The sequence below is a fragment of the Pseudoalteromonas rubra genome (assembly GCF_001482385.1).
Classification (GTDB): Bacteria; Pseudomonadota; Gammaproteobacteria; order Enterobacterales; family Alteromonadaceae; genus Pseudoalteromonas; species Pseudoalteromonas ardens.
This window is the reverse complement of record NZ_CP013611.1, coordinates 577,075-602,147: the sequence shown is the minus strand read 5'-3', so window position 1 is coordinate 602,147 and position 25,073 is coordinate 577,075. Positions and strand designations below refer to the sequence as shown.

Annotated in this window: 33 protein-coding genes; 27 read left to right on the top strand and 6 right to left on the bottom strand. The window is 47.0% G+C overall.

Annotated features, from left to right (window positions below):
• The first annotated feature begins 118 nt into the window (after nt 1-118).
• From AT705_RS02665 to AT705_RS02645, 5 genes are all read left to right on the top strand, one after another.
• On the top strand, nt 119-451 hold the full coding sequence (locus AT705_RS02665) for a hypothetical protein (RefSeq protein ID WP_058795373.1): 333 nt from the start codon (nt 119-121) through the stop codon (nt 449-451).
• A 35-nt stretch (nt 452-486) separates the two neighbouring features.
• Nucleotides 487-915: a hypothetical protein gene (locus AT705_RS02660; protein WP_058795372.1), complete on the top strand. Its 429-nt coding sequence runs from the start codon at nt 487-489 to the stop codon at nt 913-915.
• A 63-nt stretch (nt 916-978) separates the two neighbouring features.
• A complete protein-coding gene (locus AT705_RS02655; protein WP_058795371.1) occupies nt 979-1,890 on the top strand; it encodes a hypothetical protein in 912 nt (303 codons plus the stop codon).
• Nucleotides 1,890-3,542 (top strand): Mu transposase C-terminal domain-containing protein, encoded by a 1,653-nt coding sequence (locus AT705_RS02650; protein ID WP_058795370.1) that lies wholly within the window; start codon nt 1,890-1,892, stop codon nt 3,540-3,542. The genes AT705_RS02655 and AT705_RS02650 overlap by 1 nt, the downstream gene beginning before the upstream one ends.
• A complete protein-coding gene (locus AT705_RS02645; protein WP_058795369.1) occupies nt 3,542-4,786 on the top strand; it encodes an AAA family ATPase in 1,245 nt (414 codons plus the stop codon). Before AT705_RS02650 ends, AT705_RS02645 begins: the two co-directional genes overlap by 1 nt.
• 65 nt (nt 4,787-4,851) lie before the next feature.
• Here the strand turns inward: AT705_RS02645 and AT705_RS02640 are convergent, their stop codons facing one another.
• A complete protein-coding gene (locus AT705_RS02640) occupies nt 4,852-5,343 on the bottom strand; it encodes a hypothetical protein (RefSeq protein ID WP_058795368.1) in 492 nt (163 codons plus the stop codon).
• Between the two features lie 66 nt (nt 5,344-5,409).
• Between AT705_RS02640 and AT705_RS02635 the strand changes: the two genes are divergently transcribed.
• The 17 genes from AT705_RS02635 to AT705_RS02560 all read left to right on the top strand — a co-directional run bounded on the left by AT705_RS02635 (nt 5,410) and on the right by AT705_RS02560 (nt 14,887).
• Nucleotides 5,410-5,769, top strand: coding sequence for a hypothetical protein (locus tag AT705_RS02635; protein ID WP_058795367.1), 360 nt, complete (start codon nt 5,410-5,412; stop codon nt 5,767-5,769).
• Nucleotides 5,766-6,146 (top strand): regulatory protein GemA, encoded by a 381-nt coding sequence (locus AT705_RS02630; RefSeq protein ID WP_237113771.1) that lies wholly within the window; start codon nt 5,766-5,768, stop codon nt 6,144-6,146. The genes AT705_RS02635 and AT705_RS02630 overlap by 4 nt, the downstream gene beginning before the upstream one ends.
• A complete protein-coding gene (locus AT705_RS02625) occupies nt 6,139-6,342 on the top strand; it encodes a hypothetical protein (protein ID WP_058795366.1) in 204 nt (67 codons plus the stop codon). Before AT705_RS02630 ends, AT705_RS02625 begins: the two co-directional genes overlap by 8 nt.
• Nucleotides 6,335-6,769 carry a Mor transcription activator family protein gene (locus tag AT705_RS02620; protein WP_058795365.1) on the top strand — a complete coding sequence of 145 codons (435 nt, stop codon included), beginning with the start codon at nt 6,335-6,337 and terminating at the stop codon, nt 6,767-6,769. Before AT705_RS02625 ends, AT705_RS02620 begins: the two co-directional genes overlap by 8 nt.
• Nucleotides 6,770-6,964: a hypothetical protein gene (locus AT705_RS02615; RefSeq protein ID WP_058795364.1), complete on the top strand. Its 195-nt coding sequence runs from the start codon at nt 6,770-6,772 to the stop codon at nt 6,962-6,964.
• Nucleotides 6,961-7,269: a hypothetical protein gene (locus AT705_RS02610; RefSeq protein WP_058795363.1), complete on the top strand. Its 309-nt coding sequence runs from the start codon at nt 6,961-6,963 to the stop codon at nt 7,267-7,269. The genes AT705_RS02615 and AT705_RS02610 overlap by 4 nt, the downstream gene beginning before the upstream one ends.
• Before the next feature lie 2 nt (nt 7,270-7,271).
• Nucleotides 7,272-7,499 carry a hypothetical protein gene (locus tag AT705_RS02605; RefSeq protein WP_058795362.1) on the top strand — a complete coding sequence of 76 codons (228 nt, stop codon included), beginning with the start codon at nt 7,272-7,274 and terminating at the stop codon, nt 7,497-7,499.
• Complete coding sequence (locus AT705_RS02600; protein ID WP_058795361.1) at nt 7,496-7,699, top strand: hypothetical protein; 204 nt, start codon at nt 7,496-7,498, stop codon at nt 7,697-7,699. Before AT705_RS02605 ends, AT705_RS02600 begins: the two co-directional genes overlap by 4 nt.
• A gap of 1 nt (nt 7,700) precedes the next feature.
• Complete coding sequence (locus tag AT705_RS25145) at nt 7,701-7,856, top strand: hypothetical protein (RefSeq protein ID WP_157576638.1); 156 nt, start codon at nt 7,701-7,703, stop codon at nt 7,854-7,856.
• A 363-nt stretch (nt 7,857-8,219) separates the two neighbouring features.
• Nucleotides 8,220-8,633, top strand: a complete 414-nt coding sequence (locus AT705_RS02595) for a glycoside hydrolase family protein (protein ID WP_058795360.1) — start codon at nt 8,220-8,222, stop codon at nt 8,631-8,633.
• Nucleotides 8,630-8,881 carry a hypothetical protein gene (locus AT705_RS02590; protein WP_058795359.1) on the top strand — a complete coding sequence of 84 codons (252 nt, stop codon included), beginning with the start codon at nt 8,630-8,632 and terminating at the stop codon, nt 8,879-8,881. The genes AT705_RS02595 and AT705_RS02590 overlap by 4 nt, the downstream gene beginning before the upstream one ends.
• A gap of 1 nt (nt 8,882) precedes the next feature.
• The gene (locus AT705_RS02585; RefSeq protein WP_058795358.1) at nt 8,883-9,386 is read left to right on the top strand and encodes a DUF1804 family protein; all 504 of its coding nucleotides are present in this window, start codon (nt 8,883-8,885) and stop codon (nt 9,384-9,386) included.
• Complete coding sequence (locus tag AT705_RS02580; protein ID WP_058795357.1) at nt 9,386-11,125, top strand: hypothetical protein; 1,740 nt, start codon at nt 9,386-9,388, stop codon at nt 11,123-11,125. Before AT705_RS02585 ends, AT705_RS02580 begins: the two co-directional genes overlap by 1 nt.
• Nucleotides 11,118-12,593 carry a phage portal protein family protein gene (locus AT705_RS02575; protein WP_058795356.1) on the top strand — a complete coding sequence of 492 codons (1,476 nt, stop codon included), beginning with the start codon at nt 11,118-11,120 and terminating at the stop codon, nt 12,591-12,593. Before AT705_RS02580 ends, AT705_RS02575 begins: the two co-directional genes overlap by 8 nt.
• A gap of 2 nt (nt 12,594-12,595) precedes the next feature.
• Complete coding sequence (locus AT705_RS02570; RefSeq protein ID WP_058795355.1) at nt 12,596-13,210, top strand: DUF3164 family protein; 615 nt, start codon at nt 12,596-12,598, stop codon at nt 13,208-13,210.
• A 7-nt stretch (nt 13,211-13,217) separates the two neighbouring features.
• A complete protein-coding gene (locus tag AT705_RS02565) occupies nt 13,218-13,748 on the top strand; it encodes a hypothetical protein (protein ID WP_058795354.1) in 531 nt (176 codons plus the stop codon).
• Entirely contained in the window at nt 13,748-14,887 is a 1,140-nt protein-coding gene (locus AT705_RS02560) for a phage head morphogenesis protein (protein WP_058795353.1), read from the top strand. The genes AT705_RS02565 and AT705_RS02560 overlap by 1 nt, the downstream gene beginning before the upstream one ends.
• A 1,209-nt stretch (nt 14,888-16,096) precedes the next feature.
• On the opposite strand, the gene AT705_RS02555 is transcribed toward AT705_RS02560, so the two are convergent.
• Nucleotides 16,097-16,759 carry a hypothetical protein gene (locus AT705_RS02555; RefSeq protein WP_058795352.1) on the bottom strand — a complete coding sequence of 221 codons (663 nt, stop codon included), beginning with the start codon at nt 16,757-16,759 and terminating at the stop codon, nt 16,097-16,099.
• A gap of 168 nt (nt 16,760-16,927) precedes the next feature.
• Between AT705_RS02555 and AT705_RS02550 the strand changes: the two genes are divergently transcribed.
• Genes AT705_RS02550 through AT705_RS02530 form a run of 5 tightly spaced genes read left to right on the top strand, consistent with a single transcriptional unit; the run spans nt 16,928 to nt 22,450 of the window.
• The gene (locus tag AT705_RS02550; RefSeq protein ID WP_058795351.1) at nt 16,928-17,311 is read left to right on the top strand and encodes a response regulator; all 384 of its coding nucleotides are present in this window, start codon (nt 16,928-16,930) and stop codon (nt 17,309-17,311) included.
• Entirely contained in the window at nt 17,308-18,219 is a 912-nt protein-coding gene (locus AT705_RS02545; protein WP_058795350.1) for an AAA family ATPase, read from the top strand. The genes AT705_RS02550 and AT705_RS02545 overlap by 4 nt, the downstream gene beginning before the upstream one ends.
• A gap of 2 nt (nt 18,220-18,221) precedes the next feature.
• Entirely contained in the window at nt 18,222-19,172 is a 951-nt protein-coding gene (locus tag AT705_RS02540; RefSeq protein ID WP_058795349.1) for a DUF58 domain-containing protein, read from the top strand.
• On the top strand, nt 19,162-21,108 hold the full coding sequence (locus AT705_RS02535; RefSeq protein WP_058795348.1) for a transglutaminase family protein: 1,947 nt from the start codon (nt 19,162-19,164) through the stop codon (nt 21,106-21,108). The genes AT705_RS02540 and AT705_RS02535 overlap by 11 nt, the downstream gene beginning before the upstream one ends.
• A gap of 4 nt (nt 21,109-21,112) precedes the next feature.
• Nucleotides 21,113-22,450 carry a Na+/H+ antiporter family protein gene (locus AT705_RS02530; RefSeq protein WP_058795347.1) on the top strand — a complete coding sequence of 446 codons (1,338 nt, stop codon included), beginning with the start codon at nt 21,113-21,115 and terminating at the stop codon, nt 22,448-22,450.
• Between the two features lie 47 nt (nt 22,451-22,497).
• Here the strand turns inward: AT705_RS02530 and AT705_RS02525 are convergent, their stop codons facing one another.
• From AT705_RS02525 to AT705_RS02510, 4 genes are all read right to left on the bottom strand, one after another.
• A complete protein-coding gene (locus AT705_RS02525; RefSeq protein WP_058795346.1) occupies nt 22,498-22,845 on the bottom strand; it encodes a hypothetical protein in 348 nt (115 codons plus the stop codon).
• A 153-nt stretch (nt 22,846-22,998) separates the two neighbouring features.
• Entirely contained in the window at nt 22,999-23,532 is a 534-nt protein-coding gene (locus AT705_RS02520) for a GNAT family N-acetyltransferase (protein WP_058795345.1), read from the bottom strand.
• Nucleotides 23,533-23,808: 276 nt separating this feature from the next.
• Nucleotides 23,809-24,240: an acyl-CoA thioesterase gene (locus AT705_RS02515; RefSeq protein WP_049864149.1), complete on the bottom strand. Its 432-nt coding sequence runs from the start codon at nt 24,238-24,240 to the stop codon at nt 23,809-23,811.
• Complete coding sequence (locus AT705_RS02510; RefSeq protein WP_058797888.1) at nt 24,237-25,034, bottom strand: M23 family metallopeptidase; 798 nt, start codon at nt 25,032-25,034, stop codon at nt 24,237-24,239. Before AT705_RS02510 ends, AT705_RS02515 begins: the two co-directional genes overlap by 4 nt.
• Nucleotides 25,035-25,073: the final 39 nt, after the last annotated feature.

Here is a 25,073-nt window from a genome sequence, read left to right as displayed (position 1 = left end):
ATTTAGCATAAAAAATAAAAGTTAAACTTGACGCTATATTTATTTAGCGCTAACTTGAAAAAACACTAAGTGCAAAATAATTTTAGCGAAACAATTTAAGCATAAAGGTAAATCTAACATGACTGACCAAGAAAAAACATTTGAACCGATGTCTATCCAGGACATCAGCAATGGCCTATCAGCAAACGATGTCCAGTTTTCAGATATTGCTGCTGCCAAAGGCTGCTCCGTATCACATGTGTACAACGTTGCTACAGGCAGCTCAACTTCAAAACATATAGCTACAGCAATTTGTCTGTCGCTCGGAAAAAGTCTTTCGAGCGTGTTTGGTGACAAATACACAACAAGCAAAAAGCGAGGCCCAAAAAATCGAGAAACTAGGCGACAACAAATTGTCGAAGCAATAAAGCAGGGCAAGCCAGTCCCTAGGCCAAGAATGGATCATAAGTAGCACTAACACCACATTAAATAACAGGAGATTTTCGCATGGAAAATTACGACTCTGAACAGGAAAACAATATTTTCGAAAGTCAAACGCCACCTGATTGTGACGTGTTGGCAGCTTTCTCTCATGCTGTAAATGCATGCATGCGCAGAAGTACTTTCACTCGTGCAGGGCTAGCAGACAGAATGAATCGCGCGCTACAGGTACATGAAGTAAAAGTAAACGAAGGAAACTTAAATCGTTGGTTTGCTCCTAGCCAGCCGACGAATATGCCTATTCAATACCTCCCTGCCTTATTGTGGGCGCTAAAAAGCATTGAGCCGCTAAACATTCTTATTGAGCCCATTATATATAAGGCGGTCAATCAACACGCGCTAATGATGCAAGATGTGGCGCAAGCAGACCTACAGATCGCCGAACTACAAAAGCATAAGCAGCGGCTGCTAGAACAACTCTCGCCTAAGTCCTAACTAATCCCGGAGCTATGACAATGCCTATCAAAGACCAAGATCTGCCCAAAATTCGAGGTTGTTATGACTGAGCAGAAAACATCGGACCTAATCTGTACGGAATCATTGGATGAAGTACAGCATCAGGTTGAGCTGTTGGAATCCACACTGAACGTTGTCATGCCTAACACAATTGACGAGTGCATGGACAGGGTGGCATTCCTTGCGAATAGGCAGTTTTGTGATGCCGCAGAAATGGGCTTCATTCTGTTAAGAGTTAAGGCCGAAGCGGGCCATGGTCAATTTAACTCCTTATTGAACAATCGCAAAATTCATCGCCGTACAGCAAGCAGGGCTATGGCTATAGCAAAAATGCTGCAGGCTTTACCCAAATCCAAAGTGGACACAGTGTCCATTTTGAATTTCAGCCAAAGGCAGTTAACCGCACTAACTAATGTTCCAATCGAGACGCTTAAAGCCCTTGATGACGAAGACTACGAGGTACTGGCAGAGACCGCAGGCAATGCCATTAAACAGCAGGTTGCCGACCTTATGCAGGAAAAGGATGAAGCACTTGAATCTGCTGCCCGAGCCATAAACGAACTTGAACATGAAAAGCTGAGAAAAGCGCCACAGATCCGCTTTGAAATGCCTGTGTTTATAAGCGAAATGCGAAAAGACGCAATTTGTAATACAGAGCTGCTGGACGAGGCGTTGGCCAGCACAATAACGCAAGTACAGCAATTATGTGATAACCGGCAATTGCCAAGCGATTCAAGGGTATCGGCTGCGCAAGTTGTTCACCACACCTGGGCGAGTATCTATTGCCAGATCGGCAATATGCTCGAACGTTTAAGCAATGAGTTTTCAGGCCAAATTGAAGGGCTGGATCACCTTCCCAAATTCACTCAAGCCGAATGGCAGTACATAGATACAGAGCGTGGCCGATTGCTTGAGTCTTTTTTATTAGAGAAACAAAGCAAGGAGATTAAATAATGCATCCTGCTGTTGCCAAATACAACAACTTACCCAGCCTGCAAAGCACCACCAGTTGGAGCAAAGCAGGAGATAAAGCACGCAAAACCGCACAGGTACGCGCTACGCTGGTTAAGCATCTGTCGAGCATAGACAACGCCCTGGATAAGGCGCTGGAAAAGCTAAATGACAACCTGAACAGCGGCCTGGTATCGCCTGCTATACATCAGGCTGTTGCTGAGTTGGGCAAGTTGCCATCACGCGCCACGTTATATAACTGGATAAAGGCGTATAAAGACCAGGGCATGGAAGGGCTGCTGCCAAACCACAAAGGCAGGGCGGCTAAACAACCCGACTGGTCGCTGCGTGCGCTGGAGCTATACCACGCCATCAACTCACCCAGCTTTGCCCAGGTGGCAGACCAGCTGGTAAAAGAAAACTACAAGGCCCAAGCGTACCAGGTGCGGCGGTTTATAAACAGCCTACCGCACGAACTGGGCCCACAAAGCCCATATCGGTTAGGTACCAAACTATATAGAGAGAAGCACAAGGATCACCTGATCCGTGCCACTGACCATATCCCACCAGGATTTTTGTATAACGCTGATGGCCATCAGATTGACGTTTACCTGGCACACCCAAACACTGGCAAGCAGTGGCGTGCTGAATTAACAGCATTCCAGGATGTTGGCAGCCGCTGCATTGTTGGGTGGGAGCTGGGCGAGGCCGAATCCTCAATCAGTACTCTAACGGCACTAACCCGAGCCATACGTACGCACAACCATATACCCAGCATGTTGTATGTGGATAACGGCTCAGGCTACAAAAGCCAGATGATGGCCGACGAGTGCTGTGGTGTGTACGCCCAGTTTGATATAGACACCATTTTTGCCATACCAGGTAATGCCCGCGCTAAATGGATTGAGCGGTTCTTTTTGCACATGGAGGACCGGGTGGGCAAACGGTTTGAAACCTATTGCGGCCGCGACCACAACGACCGGCACAAACAACTGATGCTAAAAGAGGCAAGCCAGGGCAAGCGCCGGTTGCCATCTGTAGACGAGTGGGTGGCTGAGTTTACCGCGTTCCTGGACGACTATCACAACTCGCCACACCCGGAGATTAAAGGCAAAACCCGCCTGCAGGTATGGCAAGAAGGCCTGCAGCAAGACGCGCCACCGTGCACCGACTTTGTGATTTTACCGCGCGAAAAGGTAAATGTACGCCGTGGCCGTGTGCGCCTGCACAACCGCACCTACCGTGCAGATAACCTGCACCAGTTTAATGGCCAGGAGCTGATAGCCGGTTACGACCTTCACGACGACAGCTACCTAAACCTGTACGAGCACAGCGGTGAGTTTTTGATGATCTGCGAACTCAAAGAAAAGCAGCAGGCCATCCCAGCATCGCGCATTGAAGAAAAACAAGCCCAGCGGCTCACTAACCAAACCAAACGCCTGCAAAAACATCTGGCTGAGAAACAAGCCCGCGCTGCTGTTAATCGCGTGGTGGATGTTCAAAAGGTAGAGCAACTGGCGGCAGATACACCAGCGGCACTGCCAGTAAAACAACCGAACTTAATGCCCGTGCAACTGGATGATTTTGCAATTGAACAGCACGACACAGAGGCACTAAAAATCACCGATTTTGCAGTAACAGAGGATGACAAATAATGAAATTTACTGAGCACTACAGCGAGTTGCAGAAGCTGCAAACCCGCATTATCAACAACGAGATTGAGCTATTTAACATACCGCCCACAGAGTATTGCAATGGCTGGGCACTGGAGAGTGTGCAGGCTGTGCTGGAGGGCCAAAGCCCTGTTAAGCCAACCAAGGTGATTGACTCCCTGTGGCAGCGGTTTTTTGGTGAGTTTGACCCGCAAATGTTTATGGCCGATGCGCCTATGTCGGGAGCCTACACCGAAGATGACAAACTCATACTCGCGCGTATCAAGCGCCGCATGAAAGAGCGGGAGCTTGAGGGGCAGGGTGTTATGAGCAGCACCCTGGCAACCCGCATCAATAAAAGTTCGGGCACCATCAGTCAGCTGCTAAACGGCAAATATGCCGCAAGCCCAACCAAACTGCTGCACGAAATCTGGAGCATCCTGGAGCCCACCGACATGGAGGTGCAAACAGGCAATAAAACACCTAACAGCGATGTACTAGCCAACATACGCATCCGCTATGGCGATGTGCCCTATGTACAAACGTCGGTACCAAAATTAATAAAAATGGCGTGCGAACATGCACAGGAGCGCAGGCGTATTGCAGTTGTCTCTGGTCAGGCTGGAATAGGTAAATCAAAAGGCGCGGAGTTTTATCGTGATAACAACGATCATGTGCTGCTAATTGAAGGCGACGAGGACACCACCTCTAGCCAAGTACTAAAGACTCTGGCTGATCGCCTCGGTATATCCAAAGCCGGTGGTAACAGTAAATTACGCGACAAAATAGTGGATACCCTCAAAGGCACCAACAAAATCATAATCCTGGACGAGGCCGACAAGTGCAAACCCAATGCGCTAGATCCGCTGCGTACTATCTCGGACCGCGCACAAATTGGCGTGGTGCTGATCGGCAATATCCAACTGGTAGACAAACTACAAAGCCAGGAGCGTTACGAACTGATCGCCAGCCGAGTGTGTTTCTGGCCTCGCGCAGTTGGCGAGCTGCCTATCGAAGACATCAAAACCTTATTCATGGAGCTAAGTCAGGGCGCATTACCACTGGCTGATGACTCCGAGCAATTCTGGAAATGGCTGCATTCACGCGTTGAAGGTAACGCCCGCATGCTGGTCGAGAACGTGATGCCACACGTGATCTCTCATATACGCAAAAACCCAAACAAGAAGGTCGACAAGCTGATGCTGAATAGCGTCTGCGCGACCATTTTGAATAAACAAACTATCTGATTTTTAAAAGAGTGGGTTGCTGTAAAACCCACTCAGCAACCACAACAGGAGATAAAAAATGACTACTAATGCACTACACCATGCTGAGCACCAGCACGAAGGGGAGGCTCACTTGCAAACGGCCACTCAATTACACCCGCAGGCTGAGCGTCCAGCGACACCCGATAAGCTGACTGAATGCGGTCTAGATAAAACATTGTTGTGTCCAGCAGATCTGGCTCATTCATCAACGACTCATACACCCGTTGAGCAGCGCACAGCTGGCACAGCGCATAATAGTAAACCAGCAAAGATTTCGAGTCGTGTGCTTTTGGAACTACGGTCTGCAAAGCGGATTGCAAGACTTGAGAACCTAACCCAAAGTCATGCACCGCTTTCAAAACTCCTTGAATCAACGCCTCAGACTGCGCGCTGTATTCTTGCTCCAGTTCAACAAATTCACGTGGGCACATTCCTGAAATTATTTTGCTTAGCACATTGGTGTGCTCGGCAGGCAGCGCGTCTGCAAGTGCTGTTTTCAGGGAGCCGCAAAGCTCAGTAATTTTAGAGAAATCCATTTTAACCCTTAACAAAAGTAAAAGCCTTGCTGCAACAAGGCTTGTGATCACCAAAAGGTAAACATAATGGCTATATCAGTAAAAGTACACGAAGCATTTTTTTCAGGGCACTTTGTCCTCAATGACAACCTGGACGAACGCACCATGCTGCACCACCTCGGCAAAAACGACCCCGAGGGCGTTATCCTGGACGAGGTAGACGGCAACGTAAAAGGCGCGTTCTGCGTATTCCTTGGGCAAAGGTTATACGAGTGCAAGCAACTTACCAAGGTTAAATTAGGTGTAAATTTTACGCAGGAATTTACGAACCGATTTGACCGCATTGCCCGCCTGTACCAGGGCGACGATCAGCCCTGGGATTTTAAGTTGTTGGAGTATATGACGTTTCCGACGGTAAAAATCGAGGAAGCGGAGGTGGCAGCATGAACATGGTTCGAAAGATCAAAGCTGCGCAGAGCCGGGCCGGAATAGGCCAGGACGAACACGTTGCTAACGTTTTGCAGATCAGCAACAACGTAACCAACAGTTGCACTGGGCTTACACCCAAGCAGCAACAGGCTCTATTGACCCGCTACAACGGTATGGCAGGTAAAAAGCCTCTCTCAAAATCACTAAGAAAAATCTTTAGCCTGTGGGGCCAGCTGGCCCGCGCCGGTAAGGTGGACGAAGACAGTAAGGAGGCCTGCGAAAACTGGTGTAACACCTACACCAACGGCACCAACCTGTATAAAGCAAACAACCACTGGGGCAAGTTGATCAACATGCTAAAACAGTGGCTGGCGCGGGAGGTACCCAATGGCTAGAGGTGCAGAGATTACGATTAACCCAGAACGCCCCAAGTACAGCGAGGGCGTTTATCCTGAGCTGAGTAAACGCGACAAAGCGAAAGGCGCAGCACGTAGAAAAATAGACATACTGGCCGAGGAAAAAGCGTTTGCCGCGCTGTGCTCGCAAGACTCTGGCCTGGGTTACCTGTTCGAGGATGACGACTATGGCTGAGCTAACAATTGACCTGGCCGTGCTGCCTCACGGTGTGCGGGTGTATGTTGCGGTGCTGGGTGTGCAAAAAGCGCTAAAGCTGCTCCAGGAACATCAGAACCGGATGTTTTACATCCCCGCAGAGCCAGGGCCAGAGCACGAGTTTAGTAAAGTGTTTGGTACCGACCTGGCAATGCGCATAGCCCAGGAACACGGCTGCAAAAGCTACCAGGTGCCAACCGCCGGTAAAGTGCTGGCTCAGCTCCGCAACCGCCAAATCATTGAGGCGTACAAAGCCGGTGCCCACGTAAACCAGCTGGTTGAGCAGTTTGGCCTGACCCGGCAGCACATAACCAACCTGGTTAGGCAGGCAGAGCCAGACGCAGCCGCCATCGAGGACTGGTTAGGCCAAAGGGGTGATGGCCACCTGCAGCAAGAGCTGTTTTAGATGGACAGCAATAACATTGTCCTGGTGACCGCCCAGCAATTGGCATGGAGCGGCAAACCAAAAAAGGAGCACTATGCCGAGGCGCTGGGGTTTGCACAGAGGCATATACAACACAGAGTGGCGTTAAAGCTGCCACTGTACGGCCTGGATACCGAACTAGCCCAGGCAAAAAAAGAGTTAGGAGATTTGAGATGAATATCACAGCAACAACACAATTATACGCGCAAGCTATCGAGAAATGGGGTTATAAGGCTCAGGCCTGTATGGTTATGGGGGAGTGCGGAGAACTTACCGCCGCAGTTAACCAGTTTTTTATCCAAGGCCGTACAGACAAACGCGACCAGGTGCTGGATGAAATGGCAGATGTTTCTATTATGATCGACCAACTCAAATTTATGTTAGAAGCAGGCCCGAAGTTTGAGCAGATTAAACAACAAAAGCTAAATCGCCTTGCAGGTATTATTGCAGGCGCTATTCAGCATCCACACCAAGAGGCCTAACCATGGAAACATTCGTGATTTTGCTTTGGAAAGACGCACGGGTAGCAACCAATGAGGTTTACGGGGTTGTTGAAGTAGACCAGCACGACATTGCTCGGCTAATCGCTGAAAAATACACACAGCTAACAGGCAACAAGGTCCAGCACTGCGAGCTACGTGGTGTTGTGAGTGACACAAGCGAAATGTACGCCAATTTACCAAGGCTGGACATTGGCCAGGAGGACTTATGAAACTAACAGCGGAACAATTTAACGACAAGTACCCTGTCGGAAGTGGATTTATTTACCAATCTGTGGCTGCGTTTAGAGGTGGCGAAGCGGTTAAAACCGCCAGCGATGCCTGGACCATGTGCAGTGGTGAAGTCGTGGTAAAGCTGCAGGGTAAATCAGGCTGTTTTTCTGTGGATCATTTGACGTATGCGGGGAAATGATATGAAAAAACACCTAAAAACCGCGTTGATTTTGGTCGGGTTGATTTTGCTACTGGGTGGCGCGTTTACCATCGACGAGCCCACTGAACAGGTCATTCAGCCAGGCCAGAAATTCAAAAATGGATTACCGGCACTGGGACCAATCCAGCCAGATTAAAACTCAGTTTAAACCTAATTTAAACGACCGTTATTGCAGTAGGTCGTTTTTTGTTTTAGCCTAAATAGTCACTCCACCGCACACCCTGTGTAAAACATTTTACAGCTAATTTAACCCCACAAACCCGCCATACTCGGCCCATGAGCAAAACATCTGAGCCTGTTTGGTCACTAGCAAAACGCATAGTTGCGGCCCCAACCCGGGAGGCAAAAATAGCCATATCCCGCGAATGCCAGCCCAACCTCATTGCACTGCTACGCAAAGCCGTTCGCACACTGCTGGATAAGCAACGCGCTCCGGTACCTGCACCCCGACCTGTGCCCACATGTTTTCAAATCGCTAAACAAAAACTAAGGGCCGCGAATGGAAAAGCTGATCAAACAACTCAAACAACATGAAGGCGTGCGCTTACTGGTGTACACCTGCCCAGCAGGGCACCAGACAATTGGCGTAGGCCGCAACCTGGAACAACGCGGCATAACCGACCGCGAAGCCGACTACCTGTTAAGTAATGACATCTCCTATTTTACCGACCAGGTGCGGTCGAATATTGATACCTCTCTCTGCAGCCCGGCCCGCGAAGCCGTGCTGATCAACATGGCATTTAACCTGGGCATTAGTGGCCTGCTCAAATTCCAGAATACCATCGCCGCAGTTGAGGCAGCGGACTGGGAAACCGCCGCTATCGAAATGTTAGATAGCCGCTGGGCTGTACAGGTAGGCAAACGCGCCGACGAACTGGCCGAGCAGATGCAATCAGGGGAGTGGTTCAAATGACACCAGAACAAGAACATCAGCTATTTAGATCTATCGGTGAAATACAAGGCACGCAAACTGCAATCCTGCAACAGCTAACAGACATTAAAGCCGATCTCAACAAGCGTGTAGATAGCATTGAGAAGCGCCTGACTACGGTTGAAGACAATGTCACGAATACGCGTGTGAAAGTAGCTAAAACTAGCGGGTTGACGGCCCTCGCGGTAGCAATTGCTGTCGAGCTAGTGAAGTTAAAGGCCGGGGGCTGATATGGCGCACTCGGTAGACACAAGGAACGCTATTCGTCATAGCTATGTAAATGAGCTACTGGCCCTTACTGTTGCCTGCGTAAAGCATTCTGTAAAAGAAAGCACAGCTCGACGCTGGAAATCAGATGCTAAAGCAAATGGAGACGACTGGGATTTAGCCAGGGCTGCAGCTCGTAAAGCTACAGGTCCAGCCGGAGAGTTTACCCAAGAGTTTATAGAAGAATTTACCATTCAAACCAGTGAAACCTTTAAGCTAATAAGAGACCCTGAAAACGGCCTTTCATTAGCAGAGCGCGTGAAAGTACTGACTTCACTAAGTGATATGTACTCAAAGGTCATGAATCTAAGTGGTGGCAATAAGAAAATTGAAAAGCGCACTGTGGCAGCTGAGGTTATCAAGGCCCTGGCCAATTTCGTTAGCAAAAATCACCCCGATTATTCCTCTCAATTAGTCGAGATACTCACAGCATTTACCCCTCAGCTTTCAGCAATGATGGATGACTGATGGGCGACTTAAATAACAAAGAGTTTTTGGCTGAGATAGAGCAGATCACCGCTGGTCTGCGTCTGGATATTGAGGCCAAACAAAGAGACATGGACACAAGCCCGGAAGCCATAAAAGCAAGGCGCCAACGTGTCCTGGGCGGTGACTTTGAGTATTTCGTGTATACGTATTTTCCTCACCACATGTGGCTAGATGAAGGCCAGAAGCCCAGTGAGTTCCAGTCGTATTTTATGAACTGGTTTCCAGAGGCACTCAAACTGACCAATGGCTGGAAAAACTGGTTTGTAGCACCACGGGGCGAAGGTAAATCGACTCTGGGCGTAAAGATAGCGCCGATGTATGTGGCAGTGCTGGCACTGCTCCAGGATGACGATGTATGCAAAGAGCTGGACCTGGCAAAGCCCGACATATTCATAGACTACACCATACTGTTTGGCGCAGAAGCCAAAATGCCCGCCAAAACCCTGGAAGTGGTTAAAACAGAGCTGTTGCAAAACAACAACCTGATGCTGGACTTTCCAGAGGTGTGCCAGGGGTCACCAGTTTGGAAAATCGGCGAGTTTGTTACCGCCCAGGGCGTGCGGTTTGAAAGCCGGGGCGCTGAGCAGTCCGTACGGGGCGCATTCCATGGTGCCAGCCGCCCTAAATTACTCATGGCCGATGACATTATCACGGATAAAGAGGCCAGATCGGCTACCGAAAGGGATTCGCGCTGGGCGTTCCTGGAGGCAGCGGTGCAGTACCTCGGCCCGCCAGACGGCACCGTTAAATTCCTGGGCGTAAACACGGTATTAAACAGTGACGACCCTATCTCACGCGCCGAGCATGCCCCCGGCCACCTGGTACACAGGTTCAAAGCGATCGGTAACTTCCCCGAACGCATGGACCTGTGGGAAGAATGCCGCGAACTGATGATCTACAAAGACAAAGAGTTTGAGAAAAAGGCCGCAGCCAAAGGTCAGGCTGTTGCAAAGCAAGACAAGCCCTCATTCAAGTTCTGGCTCAAGAACAAGCGGCAAATGTCTAAAGGCGCAAAAACCAGCTGGCCCAGTGTGCGTTCCCTGTACGACCTGATGGTGATGTGGGCATCTAACAAACGCGAGTTTAACCGCGAGATGCAGGGCATAGCCAAAGCCGATGACGAGATGATATTCCACCCAATGGAGTTTTGGGTGCATCTGCCCAGGATATGGACCCCCTACGGTGCCTGCGACCCCAGCATGGGCAGGACTGCGGGGGCTGACCCCAGCGCGTTGCTGGTTGGCCTGTTTTGCAAAGAGTTAAGTCAACTTCATTTGGAGTATGAAAGCCGCAAAGTGCGTGGCCCCAGCAAATTGCTCAATGACCTGATCCGCCTGCAGCGCGAGTACAAATGCCTGGTGTGGGGGTTTGAGAACAACAACGCGTTCGAGTACATGCGCCAGGACTACGTAAAGCGGGGCATTGAGGAGGGCGTGCCACTGCCGTTGCGCGGGATCACAGCAACGGTAAGCCAGGAAGAACGCATTGAAGGGCTGGAGCCCTATGTGACCAATCAACCGGCGCAGATTCTGTTTCACTCCAAAACCCCGCTACTGATCGACGAGCTGGAGAACTGGCCTGAAAAACAAAGTAACCATCACTACGACCTGAGCTGTTGTTTAACCATTTTATGGATGATTGCCAGCACCGGAGCCGGTGGCATTCCAAAGGTCCGCAGTACCAAAGTGACCAAATCAATAGGGGGCTACCATGTCTAAACCTCACCTGAGCTATAAGGGATATAGAGCCCTGCAAAAGATGTTCAATATGTCGCAAACAGACCCAAATATGTTTGGGCTAATGCGAGAGCTGCCGAACCCAGATCCGATCCTGCGCAAAGCAGGCAAAAGCGCGTTTATCTATGACGAGATTGCAACGGACGCCCATGTGATCGGCGAGCTACGTAGCCTGCGTTCAGGCATGTTTGCGTTTAGTGCTGAGCTGGTACCAGGTGGTGATGACACCGCAAGCAAAAAGAGTTTCGAATTAGCTACAGCACTCATGGGCCGACGCCCGGCAGCCATGACAGAGTGGATGGACACCGACTGGCACAACTACAGCGCTATTTTGCATGGGTTTGCGGTTACGCACCTTGGCAAGTTCCAAAAGACCGACGGACGCTGGTTGCCGTCCACCGTAGAGCAGTGGCCAGCTGGCCGGTTTGTGTTTACACCTGATCATGAGCTACTGGTAAGGACCCGCGAAAACCCACAAGGTGAGCCCATTATGCCCGAACGCTGGACATGTGTTCGCCATATGCCAACAGCCAAAAATCCTTATGGTACCGCGCTACTCAGCAGTTGTTTTTGGCCCTGGACGTTCAAACACGGTGGGTTCAAGTTTTTTGTTCAGCTATGTGAGCGGTTCGGCGTGCCATTCCCTATTGGTAAGTATTCGCCGGGGACAAAAGACCAAGAAATCGACGACCTGATGGAAGGCCTGGCTAAGCTCTTAACAGACGGCATAGCCGTTATTCCAGATGACGCCTCACTGGAGATATTAGAAAGCAAAATGAGTGGCGAGCCGGTGCAAAAACAGCTGATCGACCTGTGTAATGCCGAGATGAGCAAAGCACTAACGTCGCAGACTCTGGCAACTGAGCAAAAATCGGGTGCCCGTGCGGCCAGTGAGACCCACGCCAAAAGAGCGGGCGAAAACCAAAGGGCGGACAGGGCGCTGGTGTCGGGATACCGCAACCAGATCCTGGAAATTATTCACAAGGTTAATTTTGATGGCGGCGAGCCGCCGAGATACATCTGGCGAGACCAAAAAGAGATTAACCTGGACGCTGTGAACGTGGTACGTGAAGCAGCAAAACTGATCCCGGTAAGTAAGGATCATGCCTATAAGGTGTTCGGCATTCCGAAACCCCAGGAAGACCAAGAAATCCTGGAAGTAAAAGACGATGGCGCTGGCATAGCTACCGCTGCCAAGGTGGAGTTTGCCACAGGAGATCAACCTACCACCGACATTCCCACATTCGATGCGTTTGACCAGGCAACCGACCTGGAAATAGCAAAGATATTTGAGTTTGCCCAGCAATCGGACTCTGTCCAGGCGCTGGCAGACAAGATAAAAGCACAATTCCCCAACATTACATCGGGCGCACTGGCCGACATTGCAGGCCAGGCGTTTGAGCATGAGTTTTTGGCGGGGATGAACGAAGCAAATCAAGAGGAAATCTAAAAATGAATGGCATACCTGAAGGCTTTATGAAAGACGGCAAAGGCAACCTGGTTGCAGTCGTCAACATCAAACAGACGGACCTTATAAAGGACGAGTTTGTGCGCAAGGCTGTTGAGAAAGCTAAAAAACAACAAGCTGAACTAGCAGAGTTCAAGCAAAAGCAAATGGAAGAAGCAGACGATTTTCTGGAACTGCTGGCACAGGAGTATGACGTAAACCTTGGCGGTAAAAAAGGCAACATTACGCTGCGCTCGTTTGACCACTCGCTGTCTGTAAAAATCCAGGTGCAAGAACGTATCGAGCTGGGCCCAGAGCTACAAGTAGCCAAACAAGTTATAGACGAATGCCTGAACGAATGGACCGAAGGCGGCAACCAAAACATCAAGGCCATCGTAAACAAAGTGTTCGCCACTGATAAGCAAGGCACGTTAAACCCACAACGTATCTTAAGCCTGCGCCGCCTGGAAATCTCGGACGATACAGGTAAATGGCAAAAGGCAATGGACATTATTGCCGAGTCAGTCACAGCAATTGATAGCTGTAGATTCATCCGCTTCTATGAGCAAGATGAGCAGGGCGCTGATCAGGCAATTTCTCTGGATATAGCAAAGCTCTGAGGTGACTATGGGACCAATAGCGATTGCCGTGGGCTTGGCAAAGCTCACCGGCCTGGACGAAAAACTAGGTAACTGGCTGTCAGGCTCCAACGCCGCTGGTGTGGCCGACAAAGTTATTGATATAGCCAAAACGGTTACCGGTACCAAAGACCCCGCCAACCTGGTCGATGCGTTAAGTAGTAATGACACATTACAAACGCAGTTTCGGCTGGCCGTACTTAATAAGGAGCAGGAGCTGGCAACTATCGCCCTACAAAATGTACAAGGTGCCAGGCAACTGCAGCAGGCAGCACTGGAGCAGGATGATAGGGTGGCCAAGCGGTTTATTTACTATTTCTCCTGGTTCTGGGCTATCGCAACCTCTCTATATATAGCAGCAATAACGTTTGTAGACATACCCGATGGCTCAGAGCGATTTGCCGATACGATATTGGGTTTTCTGCTGGGCACCACGCTCGGCGCTATCCTCAATTTTTTCTACGGTTCCAGCCAGGGCTCAAAATCAAAAACCGATCTGATTGGCAGGTATAAGCAATAATGCCTGTCAGTACTGATCCTCAATATGGCCACAAGGTGCAATTCCGCGAGGCCATAAACAATTTTAAAGACAAAGTTCAAATCCCAACAGAGTCATACAAAGACCTGATGGGCCATATCCATGCGCGTGCGTTTACTGTTGCCGGTGCAACCAAAACCGAGCTGCTAAACGACCTCTATACAGACGTACTAAAGGCCATCGAGGACGGCGAGACGATCACTCAGTTTCGTAAGCGGTTCGACGAGACCGTGGCTAAACACGGCTGGTCGTATAATGGTAAGCGAGGTTGGCGCACCCAGGTTATTTACCAAAACAACAAAAATACAGCACGCGCTGCAGGTCGCTGGGAGCAACAGACCAGGCTAAAAGAGCGCCGACCGTATTTGCTGTATCTGACAGCAGGTGATCAACGCGTAAGACCCAAGCACCAAACGTGGCACTATATATTACTACCACTGGAGCATAAGTTTTGGGATACACATTATCCACCAAATGGCTGGATGTGCCGTTGCAAAGTGGTCAACCTGAGCGAGCGCGATATCAAGCGCATGGGCCTAACGGTTACGCCAGACTCAGCCATTAATGCCCACCTAAAACCGTTTAAGGTCGTGGATCCTGAAACGGGCGAAGAATTAGAAAAATTACCAGGCATTGATCTCGGCTGGAATTACAATCCTGGTAAAGCATGGCTGGGTGCTGATCAGTCGACGGGTAAAATGCTCGCTGGCCTGGACAAAAACCTGCGAGAGATCACAACGCCGTTATTCAACGGCGCAATAAAGGAAGGCGAACGCTATTACAAAAAGCAGGTTGCCGCTGTAGCAGCTCGCCAGGCACTCAACAAACCAGAGACAGGCCGTGTTTTCTCGTTAGGTCATTTGCACAGCGATGTGTTTAACAACGTACTGACCAAAGCACCGCAAACCAAAAGCACACTGGTAGTCATAGACGAGCCCATGATCAAAACAACCATTCAGGTTCTAGGCTACGAGCAAGCAGCCTCAATGATGGATATTGTCCAGGCTAATGGCCTGAGCACGTTTAACCAAAGCGTGATCCAGTTAACCATTAACGATGTGCTGATCATCATTGAGGTAATGCCAGACCAAAACCGCGTAGTGGCCGTGCAGCAGATTTAAACGAGCTTTAAAGACGTTTTAAAGTATGTTTAAAGCTCGTTTAAAACGGCGATTAATGATCTAATTCTAAACGTATTGTGAGCAGGAATGAGCGCGGAATGATATGGAATGAGCGGTTTTTGTCTAAAAACAAACGTAATTTGCCAACAGGTGATTTTTTAAGTAGGATCTTCTCAGGCCTTGATTAATAGGGCTTTCAGAACGACGAGCGACCGAATTTCCCACCTTGGCTAAATCTAGAAATGAACGACCCCTTACACTTAAGCTTCTTAAACAGTTCGCTTATGAACAAAGAGAAATAATTTCAGCTTTAGCAGCGGGAATCTAAAAGCGCAGTACATTCCAAATGAAGACTTTATAGATGGCGGTAGTGCTTTTGTCATTTTCAGTTTGTTAGGCACGAACTGGAGTCATGTTGTATATATAAAAGATGAACTGGCAAAATCAGCTAATTAAGCTTTAACCTATAAAATGACTATATGTTCTTGTAGATTTGTAAAAATACCTTATTTAACATAACGTAAATTATAGGATGTTAACTGTGATAGTCACAAGCGCTCTTCAGATTGCTTAATAAATACAGTAATGTCCTATACTAGACGGTATCGGACATTTTGATGGTGTTCTAGAACTGTTGTATGATGCTTTAGAAAAACTGCTCTAATTAAACTTCAATCAATATTGAGTTTTGGCTATCTTTCATATGAATTAACTGAACCCAATACAGAAGCAACCTCTTACTCAGTGGTTACCTGAACGCGAGCGCAGTTGTCTGGCAAACAAACGTTCTTAAAAACCTGGTATCTGATTAGGTTTATGTTTTGTACTCTTTAAAATAATGATTTACAGCAGTTTGAAGAAATACCGTGAGCAAGGTTCAATACCTTTGAGCCATCTTCTGATAACTTGCTTTCTGTCGAATAATTAAGGCATGTCAGCGTTGACAAAATGTGTGATTTTTAAAAAAAATCATAGTTATTTCTTGTGCATAAATAGATGTCCAAATCTAGATAAGTTATGGGCTTCACATATTTTCCTAACCGTTTGGAAATTGATTTATAAAAAGCACACCGAACACTTTATTTTCCTGAGTCAAATCTGCATCGAACTTCGCAACAATTCCCTCTGATTCAGTTGAGCTGGATGCACCTCTTCTGCCCCACATCGTTTTCCAGTTAGCTTTGAGTGCGGCGCCTGCGTGTCCGGTTGTTACATGTACACCACCGAAGTGTTTATAGGGGATGCAAACAAGGATGTTAAAATAGGACCCGACTTATCTAATGGTCTTAAGGCAAATGTACCTTCTGCACCAAAAAAGCCTGTTTTCTTTATCGCATAGAACTGTGCAACATAGACTAATTCAACAATATTTCCTTCATCATCAGAACCATTATTCATAGCTTTCAGAGTGACTTCTTTTGCACTTACCCCGGATGAGGTAGTTTTGGGAAACTCTTCCATTTTCCCCGCATGCATGTGTAGATCCCCGTTTTTGCTCGTAAAGTTCTGACATAGCAAGTTTGTCGATGTAAAATTTACCATTGCTCCAAGGAAGTCTCGTTTGGATTTAATCGCGAACCATATAAGCAAAGGCGCTACTACTGCTGCGATCAGGGCGATTACTGTCCCTACACCTGTAAACGTTATCGCCCCTAACACTGCCGTGGTAATGCTGGCGCCAAGGTAAAGTCGACGTTTTACGTCTTCAGACATAGTGTCACCAATGGCCTGCAGGTTTAAAGTATGGAATGCATTGGCAATATGATCGGCAGTTAAGTTATCCTGATATTGTAACAAAGCTAAATATTGTTTCTTCGCTCTGAACATACTATGAAGTATCCAAGCGCCCCCTGGTTGTTGCAGAAACTCCATATCTCTTTTAGTGTACATTTCTGGTGGATTCAATTTTGGACTAGGTGATGAGATGATTTCACGAGCTTATCGCTATGATGAATTTACCGTTAATTTATAAATTGCCATTGAGCTCACATTGCGCTTGTCTTAGTATTAGCCTTGTCGTTCAAAAGAAGTAAATACAATATGGAACTTGTCAGACCCCTAGAACCAATTTTGATCATCGATGACGTTGAGGATGTGCGCAGTTACCTGATAGAGATTCTTGAAAACCTGGGTTTTGAAGAAGTCTATGAGTCCGAGGACTTTAAATCAGCGATGCCATTGATGGCAGAAAAATCTCCTAATGTTATCTTCCTGGATATTGAGCTGCCTGATACCGACGGTACACAGATCCTTGAATATATAAATGAAAACTACCCCAATGTGCATGTCATTATGTGTTCAGGACACAACAGCCTGGAAAATGTGCAAAACACCTGGGAATTGGGAGCGAAAGGCTTTATTGCTAAGCCCTTTAACGCGAAAAAAGTGGATTCAGTAATGAAAAGACTTGAAATGATTGCATGAATAAAACCACAGAAGCGATAATCAATCAGCTATCAGAGCTGATTCTCGGTAAAGAAGAGCAGATCCGGCTGGCCGTTGTTTGCTTACTATGTAAAGGGCACCTACTCATTGAAGACTTACCCGGAATGGGTAAAACCACCCTCTCCCACGGCCTTGCTAATGTACTTGGGTTGAGTTATCAACGCGTTCAGTTTACCAGTGATCTGTTGCCCGCCGATATTACCGGATCGAGTGTTTTTAACACTCAGCAACAGAGTTTCGATTTTCACCCAGGACCCATCTTTAGCCAGGTGTTACTGGCAGATGAAATCAACCGTGCCAGCCCAAAAACGCAAAGTGCCCTGCTAGAAGCAATGGAAGAGCGCCAGGTGACAGTTGATGGCAAGACGCACCCATTACCAGAACCATTTTTTGTCATTGCCACGCAAAACCCCTTGCATCAGTCAGGTACGCACCCTTTACCTGAGTCTCAACTAGACCGTTTTTTCCTGCGGATCAGCCTGGGTTACCCTGATGAGCATGCAGAGAAAACCCTGATATTGGGCAATAACCTGCAAAGACAGCACCTAAGCGAGTTGTCATGCGTATTAGATCTAACTGCGCTGGCAGTTCTGCAGCAAACCGTAGTCGCCGTTAATCTGTCTGACTCAGTAGTACAATATATCATTAACCTGGTGAATTTCACGCGCTACAGTGGTCAGTTTAGTGATCCTCTATCACCACGAGCAAGTATTGCATTAGGCCTTGCCACGCGTGCTTATGCACTTACGCAAGGGCGCGATTACGCATTACCTGATGATGTGCAAGCTGTGTTTGCGGCAGTCGCAGGACACCGCTTGAATATTTCCGCAAATGAGCTCGATGATGTAGTTAAAGGGATTTTTGATAACGTTGCGGTTGTATTGTAATCATGGGCAGTGACTGGTTACAGTCCTGGCTGGCTGACATGATCAAGCGTAAGCACAGCACTGCGCAACTTACCCTTTCTCACCATAACATCTATATTGTTCCCTCTAAACAGGGCGCATTTTTTTTATGCATGGTGATCCTCAATTTTATTTTAGGTAGTAATTATCAGAATAATCTGATCCTTGGGGTCGCTTATGTGATGCTGCTTATTCTGGTTTTGGCTTTGATATACGGTTACCTTAACTTGCACGGCCTGACGATTCAGTTGCTGGATGTTAAGAACAACTTTGCTTCAAAACCGGTAGAAGTTTTGGTAAAGCTCAATATGCCCCATGATTGCTACTCACTGGATATTGTCAGCCAGGACTTTGATTTTAGCGACTGTAATGAAAACCATAAGCAAGGTACTCAGGTGGTTTCTATGTTTTTGCACCCTGAGTTACGTGGACGCTACCAGCTTGGCAGGCTTAAACTATCGAGTAGCTACCCTTTCGGCTTGGTCCGCGTCTGGACTTACCTGAACACAGACAAGACATTTTGTGTCTACCCTGCTCCGCTGGCTTGTCAGCTGACATTCAGTGAGCAAGAAGCAACGGCTGAACAGGGTCAGTACGTACATCAAAGCACACAAAGTCAAGAGAACTTCGATGGTTTAGAACGCTTTAGGCCAGGAGTCAGTAAAAGCCGTATTTCCTGGCGGCATTTTGCGAAGAGTCAGCAACTTCTGGTGAAGCAATACAGTGGTGATAGCTATTATTCTCAGCACACATTTGATTATTCAGCACACGATGGCAACAAGGAAAGTCGTTTGTCGAAATTGTGTTATCAGGTACTTGAAGCAGATAAGCAAGGTGATATGTTTGCCCTGCGATTGAGCAATGCCGCTCAGGTGGGCGCTGATCGAGGAGATAAGCATAGAGAGAAGTGTCTGGAGGCGTTGAGTGATTTCTGACAAACTGCTGGGGTCTCAAACCTTACTGACAACACTTCTGTATGGCTTAGTCAGCATCCTGCTTGTGGACAGTTTCGGCCTGGTATTTACCTGTGCCATGTTGCTTATCGTGCTTTTCAAGCTCTCTATTCATAAACAGTTGGTTAAAGGCCCATCCGAAAAGTTGATTAACCTATTGGCCTTCACGATTATACTGGTTGTGTTTGTCGCAATCGGCTTTTCTAATCTGGTAGAAATGTTCGTTTCATTACTATTGGGGGCATGCGCATTAAAAACCATTCAGGCAAAAACAAAAAAACAAGCCATGTCTGTGCAGTTACTCAACTTTTTCGTTTACCCTTGCTTTTTTATCTTCTCTCAGAATGTTCTGTCTTTACTATTCGTGCTTGCACTTCTAGTGATCAACCTGGCGCAAATGTTGTGGATCGAACATGACATAGAATTACGCAGCGCAATGAAACAAGCCACAAAGCATTTGCTACTCGCGCTCCCTCTGGCCGCAATTATGGTGGTACTCTTGCCGAAAGTTTCTCCATTTTGGCAGCTCCCCGGCGCAAAAAAAACACAAACCGGACTTTCTGAGGACATAGACCCGTTTGAAATATCAGAGTTATCTCGCTCTGACGAGTTAGTTTTCAGGGCGATTTTTCCTGAAAACGCTCAGATGAAACCGCCATTTTACTGGCGAACCTTAATCCATGACAAGTTTGACGGCAAGCGCTGGCGGGTTTCAGCACATCACGACGTCCCCTTACAAGCACCTTATCGTGCAGTCGGCGCAAGTTACACTGTCATCGCCAGGCCATCAGGTAAAACCTGGTTATACAATCTGGGCCAGGCAAAGTCTGCCACACGGGGTGTGAATACCAATCATTTTGGTACCTTGTTTATGCAGAATCACCTGAGTAGTAGTATGGAATATCAGGTGACGCCTATTCATGTTTCAGGGGCAGGTATGGTCAATTGGCAATATCGGCTCAATACCGCTTTACCAGAAGAAATCAATCCGCTTGCAACAGCCATGGCAATGCGATGGGATAATGCGACAGACAATACCGCTGATTTTATAGAGCTGATGAAGCAGTACTTTATCGAACATAGATTTAGTTACTCACTTAAGCCTGCAACGATAAGCGACCGAGACAGTATTGACACTTTCTTAACTGAGACGCGTGAGGGGTTCTGTGGTCATTACGCTGCAAGTGCCGCCTTTATGTTGCGAGCAGCTGGTATCCCTGCCCGGCTCGTGTCGGGATACCTAGGCGGAGAATATAATGAAGAGCGCGAATATTACAGTGTTTATCAATACGACGCGCACGCCTGGGTAGAGTATTATGTTCCTCAGCAAGGTTGGTATCGTTTGGACCCTACTGCTTGGGTAGCACCGGACAGGCTTATCGGATCTTTGTCTGAATTAACCCAGTTGGAAGAAGAATTTAAAGACAATCTTGGCCTGAGTCTGATGACCTATTCTAATCTGGCGTTGGTAAATTGGATAAGGCTTCAGATTGAGCAGCTTGATTATCAGTGGACCCGTTGGGTACTGAACTTTGATCATCAAAAACAATCCAGATTATTGCGAGATCTATTTGGGCAGTACCACAGGTTATTGCCGGCATTGAGCGTGTTTTTATTGCTAATAGCCATATTTATAGCCCGATTCTGGTATCTGCAACGCAAGCAATTGGTAAAATTACCTGAGGCAGTCAAGCTTCATCATGCCATTTGTAAAATAGCAGGAGATGAGTTACATAAGTTGACGCCCTCACAGGCGTTATTGAGTTTAAAGTCACAGTATCCTGGCTTGTCTCAGGAACTGGAAGAATTTAACCAATATTTTGTAAAATCAAGATTTTCCCGAGCGCAATTAACCAAAGCAGAAGCTACAAGGATGAAAGCGCTTGGCCGTTTAATAATAAAAAAGGCGAAAAAATAACATTATGAATGCTGTTATTATTGGTGTTTTGCTGATGCTCGGCCTGACACTATTTAGAGTGAACGTGATTGTTGCAATGACAATTAGTGCTATGGTTGCTGGTTTGAGTGCAGGTTTAGGGCTATCAGATACGCTGAATGCATTTAACTCCGGGTTATCCGGTGGGGCTGAGATTGCCCTTAGCTACGCGATGTTAGGTGCTTTTGCAGTGGCGATATCTAAGTCTGGTTTAACCCAAATCCTGGCGGATAAATTACTGTCTCTGGTCCATGGCAATCAACAAAACTCAAGCCAGTTGCTGAGTATGCTCATAATGGTCATTATTCTGGGTTGTTCGGTTGCCTCACAAAACCTCATCCCAGTACACATTGCATTTATCCCGATCCTTATACCTCCATTGTTGGTGATATTTAATCAGTTAAATATTGATCGCCGTGCCATAGCATGTATCTTAACTTTCGGATTAGCAACGTCATATATGATTTTGCCTTATGGTTTTGGTGGTATTTACTTATACTCTATCTTGCATAAAAACCTGGTTGATAATGGTCTTGAGGTTGTCAATACACAGGTGCCTTACGCTATGGGTATCCCTGCTCTGGGTATGCTGGCAGGTTTGATTATTGCTGTGTTTGTGAGTTACCGAAAAAAGCGCGACTATACTTACGATGAGCAAACTCAGGCGAAAGAACTGGCGGACAAACCCCGACTTAATAATGCCGAAAAACGTAAAGTCATTGTTGCTGGTACCCTAGCGATCATTTGCTCGCTACTCGCACAAAACGTCAGCGGCTCAATGATATTAGGTGGCCTTGTTGGGGTTATGATGTTCAGCCTGTTTGGAATTGTCAAATGGGATCAAAGTTCAGACGTCTTTAGCAAAGGTGTTGCTATGATGGCCATGATTGGTTTTATTATGATCTCAGCGCAAGGGTTTGCTTCCGTTATGAAAGAAACCGGTGATGTGGCCAGCCTGGTGAGCGCCTGTGCTGACTTTGTTGGAGAGAACAAACCGCTCGCAGCAGCCATGATCTTACTGGTAGGCCTGCTTATCACTATGGGCATAGGCAGTTCCTTTTCGACCGTGCCTATCATTGCGACTCTGTTCGTTCCTTTATCTATGGAAGTCGGGTTCTCTGCAATGGCCACAGTTGCTCTCGTCGGAACAGCCGGCGCACTGGGAGATGCAGGGTCACCGGCGTCTGATTCTACATTAGGCCCAACCTCGGGTTTAAATGCAGATGGTCAACATGATCACATCTGGGATTCAGTGGTTCCCACATTTATTCATTTCAACATTCCATTGTTAATCTTTGGCTGGATAGCTGCAATGGTGCTATAATACCGAAAAAGTCGACCAAAGGTCGACTTTTTTGAGCATAGCTTTAATTAAAACTGCACGTGGGCTCTGTTGATGTAACACTTGTCGCTTGTACTATCATAGTAGAAACTCATTGCCTTACCTGACGCTGCTGCCATCAGAGCTAATGAATAAATCTTATTGGCGCCTTCTATAGTCATACTGTGTTTATTTACTTCAACATAGTGATACTTATTTACTGCATTAATTGCTTGTGAGCAATCAGGCGCATTGGTTTTAAAGGTCAGCACAAAACCGCCTTGAGAGGTTGGGTATACTGAATTGATTTTTGATGTATGCCATTTGCCGCTGGCAAACGCGCCAAAACTGCTTAGTGCAAGTATACAGCCCAAAGATAGTAGTGTTTTTTTTATCATGAATTTATCCTGAAATTCCTATTGTTTAGCCTTTAATTTAAATGATAAGCAGTTATCTCCACTGCTTTATAGGTTATGACCATCCCATAATTGCGGGTTGTTTTTAAAAAAGGAACGCAATTGTACCTGAGATTTATGAAAACTCGTATAACCTCAGCATAAAGACTCACACTCCTGCAAGTAAGTCCTATAAAGGTACATCATACTTGGTGCTGCATTGATATCTGACTTGCTCGGATAACACTCGATAAGCGAGGCGCCTGCTCGCTTTGCTATTTTTATACTCGCCTCGTTATTTTCCAGGCAGTGAAATTCTACATAATCTACTTGGCGAACGTTTTTCAGATAAGGCAAGATTAAGCCTAATACCCGGCTGATTACCGCCTTTCCCCGTGCTTTATCAATGAGCCAATAGCCTATTTCACAAGAATTGTGGGCTTCAGCGGGCTTAATCGCAAATACCCCAATAAAATGATTCCGTTGCATGATGGCAAAATATTCTGTGTTTGCTAACTGAGTGCGCTCGGCAATGTAACTTTCTGCATCCCGAAGCACTGTTAACTTTTCCACCCACGGCAAAAATTTTTGCAAGCTTTCACGACTCGTTTCAACTGCATCAAACAATGTGCCTGCATGTTCAGTATTTAAAGGAGTGAGGTATAAATTTGTTGAAATGCGGTGTTCCATAATGTCCTTCTGGATAATATTCCTTATTGCTCTTGGTTATTAGCGTTGTCCCTAGTATCACGTTAAGTCTATTCTCTCATAAAGTCTATGAAAGATGTTCACAATCTGGAACTTAAAAGTAAAGTCGAAGCAGCTTTCCTTTGTAAGGATTTATCTGAATAACCCCTCCGGTGCAAAGATATTTATAACATCACCTATAGTATGATGTGTTCTATTTGATATAAAGGAGTTAAAAACTCCTGTCTGGCTGTTGTAACTTAAAGATTTAAAAATTGATTAGCTAAACCCATTTAGCATTTGATCGCATACAACAGGTGTTGGTCTGTGATTGTCATCAACAGCAACAAACGTGAAGCTACCAGAGATAGCTAGGTGCTTATCGTCCTTATGCATGGTCTCCAGGTAGATATGAACTTCGACTTTTAAGCTGGTATTACCTACATGGGCTACTTTAGCAACCAATTCGGCAAATGTACCAGCCGGGATAGCTTCTTTAAAGTCGACTCTGTCTGATGAAATGGTAACCAAAGGTTTGCGGCAAAAACGCGTCGCTGCGATAAACGCAACCTCATCCATCCATGCCAGTGCGTCACCACCAAACAGCGTATTGTGGTGGTTCGTTCGACCTGGGAAAACGGTTTTGGTAACCGAGGTTTGCGAGTCTTTAATTCTTTGTGCAATTACTGCGTCTTTATCTGTTTGTGTCATTCTTTACTGCTTTTCGTTGCGAGTTTATCAATCATAATAAGTTGAGGATCTAAGCGTTCATTAAACCAATTAAAACGCCAGTCCAGGTGTGGTCCGGTTACTCTGCCAGTGGCACCTATATCGGCGATATGATCGCCCAGCTCAACTATCTGCCCTTCTTCAACATGAAGCTTGTTGAGATGTATATAGGTAGAGGTAATGCCATATCCATGGTCCAGGATCAGCGTACCACCACTGTAATAGAGATCAGGGTTGGCAAATACAACTTTACCAGCTACGGGAGCAAGTACTGGCGTGCCCGTTTTATTGGCAATATCCAACCCAAAATGTGGCCTTCTGGGTTGACCATTAAAATAACGCTGGCTGCCGTAAACACCCGATATTCTGCCTTTTGCTGGCCGATAAACCGGATCGTCGAAATAAGATAAGGTACTTAGCTTACTTCTGGCAGCACTAACTTGCGCACCTTCCTTACGGATCCGGGCTAAAACGTCCTTTGGCGGAGATACATACTTTTTCTCTACACCAGTAATACGGTCAATGTCATAGTCGCGCGTAGTGATCATCAAGGTTTTTGAATGTACTTTGCCGCCTTGATCAACCCAGCTTAGGGTGTGTTCTGTTTCAGCATCTCGACCAAAACCAAAAACAAATTTACCTTCAGGTGAGATAGCCAATTCTTTGTCGTTAAGTCTGGCTGATTGTACTCCAGCCAACTCCGCGATTACCAACCCCCCCTGGGTCAGCGAGCCTTTTAGTTCAACGGCATGACCCGAGCTTATATTCACCAACATACCGGCCAGTATTATACTGGTCTTTTTCGCTTTACTCAG

Bases quoted from the DNA above. Each gene is read 5' to 3' on its own strand.
- AT705_RS02665 (WP_058795373.1), top strand. From the start codon at position 119: ATGACTGACCAAGAAAAAACATTTGAACCGATGTCTATCCAGGACATC.
- AT705_RS02660 (WP_058795372.1), top strand. From the start codon at position 487: ATGGAAAATTACGACTCTGAACAGGAAAACAATATTTTCGAAAGTCAA.
- AT705_RS02655 (WP_058795371.1), top strand. From the start codon at position 979: ATGACTGAGCAGAAAACATCGGACCTAATCTGTACGGAATCATTGGAT.
- AT705_RS02650 (WP_058795370.1), top strand. From the start codon at position 1,890: ATGCATCCTGCTGTTGCCAAATACAACAACTTACCCAGCCTGCAAAGC.
- AT705_RS02645 (WP_058795369.1), top strand. From the start codon at position 3,542: ATGAAATTTACTGAGCACTACAGCGAGTTGCAGAAGCTGCAAACCCGC.
- AT705_RS02640 (WP_058795368.1), bottom strand. From the start codon at position 5,343: ATGGATTTCTCTAAAATTACTGAGCTTTGCGGCTCCCTGAAAACAGCA.
- AT705_RS02635 (WP_058795367.1), top strand. From the start codon at position 5,410: ATGGCTATATCAGTAAAAGTACACGAAGCATTTTTTTCAGGGCACTTT.
- AT705_RS02630 (WP_237113771.1), top strand. From the start codon at position 5,766: ATGAACATGGTTCGAAAGATCAAAGCTGCGCAGAGCCGGGCCGGAATA.
- AT705_RS02625 (WP_058795366.1), top strand. From the start codon at position 6,139: ATGGCTAGAGGTGCAGAGATTACGATTAACCCAGAACGCCCCAAGTAC.
- AT705_RS02620 (WP_058795365.1), top strand. From the start codon at position 6,335: ATGGCTGAGCTAACAATTGACCTGGCCGTGCTGCCTCACGGTGTGCGG.
- AT705_RS02615 (WP_058795364.1), top strand. From the start codon at position 6,770: ATGGACAGCAATAACATTGTCCTGGTGACCGCCCAGCAATTGGCATGG.
- AT705_RS02610 (WP_058795363.1), top strand. From the start codon at position 6,961: ATGAATATCACAGCAACAACACAATTATACGCGCAAGCTATCGAGAAA.
- AT705_RS02605 (WP_058795362.1), top strand. From the start codon at position 7,272: ATGGAAACATTCGTGATTTTGCTTTGGAAAGACGCACGGGTAGCAACC.
- AT705_RS02600 (WP_058795361.1), top strand. From the start codon at position 7,496: ATGAAACTAACAGCGGAACAATTTAACGACAAGTACCCTGTCGGAAGT.
- AT705_RS25145 (WP_157576638.1), top strand. From the start codon at position 7,701: ATGAAAAAACACCTAAAAACCGCGTTGATTTTGGTCGGGTTGATTTTG.
- AT705_RS02595 (WP_058795360.1), top strand. From the start codon at position 8,220: ATGGAAAAGCTGATCAAACAACTCAAACAACATGAAGGCGTGCGCTTA.
- AT705_RS02590 (WP_058795359.1), top strand. From the start codon at position 8,630: ATGACACCAGAACAAGAACATCAGCTATTTAGATCTATCGGTGAAATA.
- AT705_RS02585 (WP_058795358.1), top strand. From the start codon at position 8,883: ATGGCGCACTCGGTAGACACAAGGAACGCTATTCGTCATAGCTATGTA.
- AT705_RS02580 (WP_058795357.1), top strand. From the start codon at position 9,386: ATGGGCGACTTAAATAACAAAGAGTTTTTGGCTGAGATAGAGCAGATC.
- AT705_RS02575 (WP_058795356.1), top strand. From the start codon at position 11,118: ATGTCTAAACCTCACCTGAGCTATAAGGGATATAGAGCCCTGCAAAAG.
- AT705_RS02570 (WP_058795355.1), top strand. From the start codon at position 12,596: ATGAATGGCATACCTGAAGGCTTTATGAAAGACGGCAAAGGCAACCTG.
- AT705_RS02565 (WP_058795354.1), top strand. From the start codon at position 13,218: ATGGGACCAATAGCGATTGCCGTGGGCTTGGCAAAGCTCACCGGCCTG.
- AT705_RS02560 (WP_058795353.1), top strand. From the start codon at position 13,748: ATGCCTGTCAGTACTGATCCTCAATATGGCCACAAGGTGCAATTCCGC.
- AT705_RS02555 (WP_058795352.1), bottom strand. From the start codon at position 16,759: ATGGAGTTTCTGCAACAACCAGGGGGCGCTTGGATACTTCATAGTATG.
- AT705_RS02550 (WP_058795351.1), top strand. From the start codon at position 16,928: ATGGAACTTGTCAGACCCCTAGAACCAATTTTGATCATCGATGACGTT.
- AT705_RS02545 (WP_058795350.1), top strand. From the start codon at position 17,308: ATGAATAAAACCACAGAAGCGATAATCAATCAGCTATCAGAGCTGATT.
- AT705_RS02540 (WP_058795349.1), top strand. From the start codon at position 18,222: ATGGGCAGTGACTGGTTACAGTCCTGGCTGGCTGACATGATCAAGCGT.
- AT705_RS02530 (WP_058795347.1), top strand. From the start codon at position 21,113: ATGAATGCTGTTATTATTGGTGTTTTGCTGATGCTCGGCCTGACACTA.
- AT705_RS02525 (WP_058795346.1), bottom strand. From the start codon at position 22,845: ATGATAAAAAAAACACTACTATCTTTGGGCTGTATACTTGCACTAAGC.
- AT705_RS02520 (WP_058795345.1), bottom strand. From the start codon at position 23,532: ATGGAACACCGCATTTCAACAAATTTATACCTCACTCCTTTAAATACT.
- AT705_RS02515 (WP_049864149.1), bottom strand. From the start codon at position 24,240: ATGACACAAACAGATAAAGACGCAGTAATTGCACAAAGAATTAAAGAC.
- AT705_RS02510 (WP_058797888.1), bottom strand. From the start codon at position 25,034: ATGTTGGTGAATATAAGCTCGGGTCATGCCGTTGAACTAAAAGGCTCG.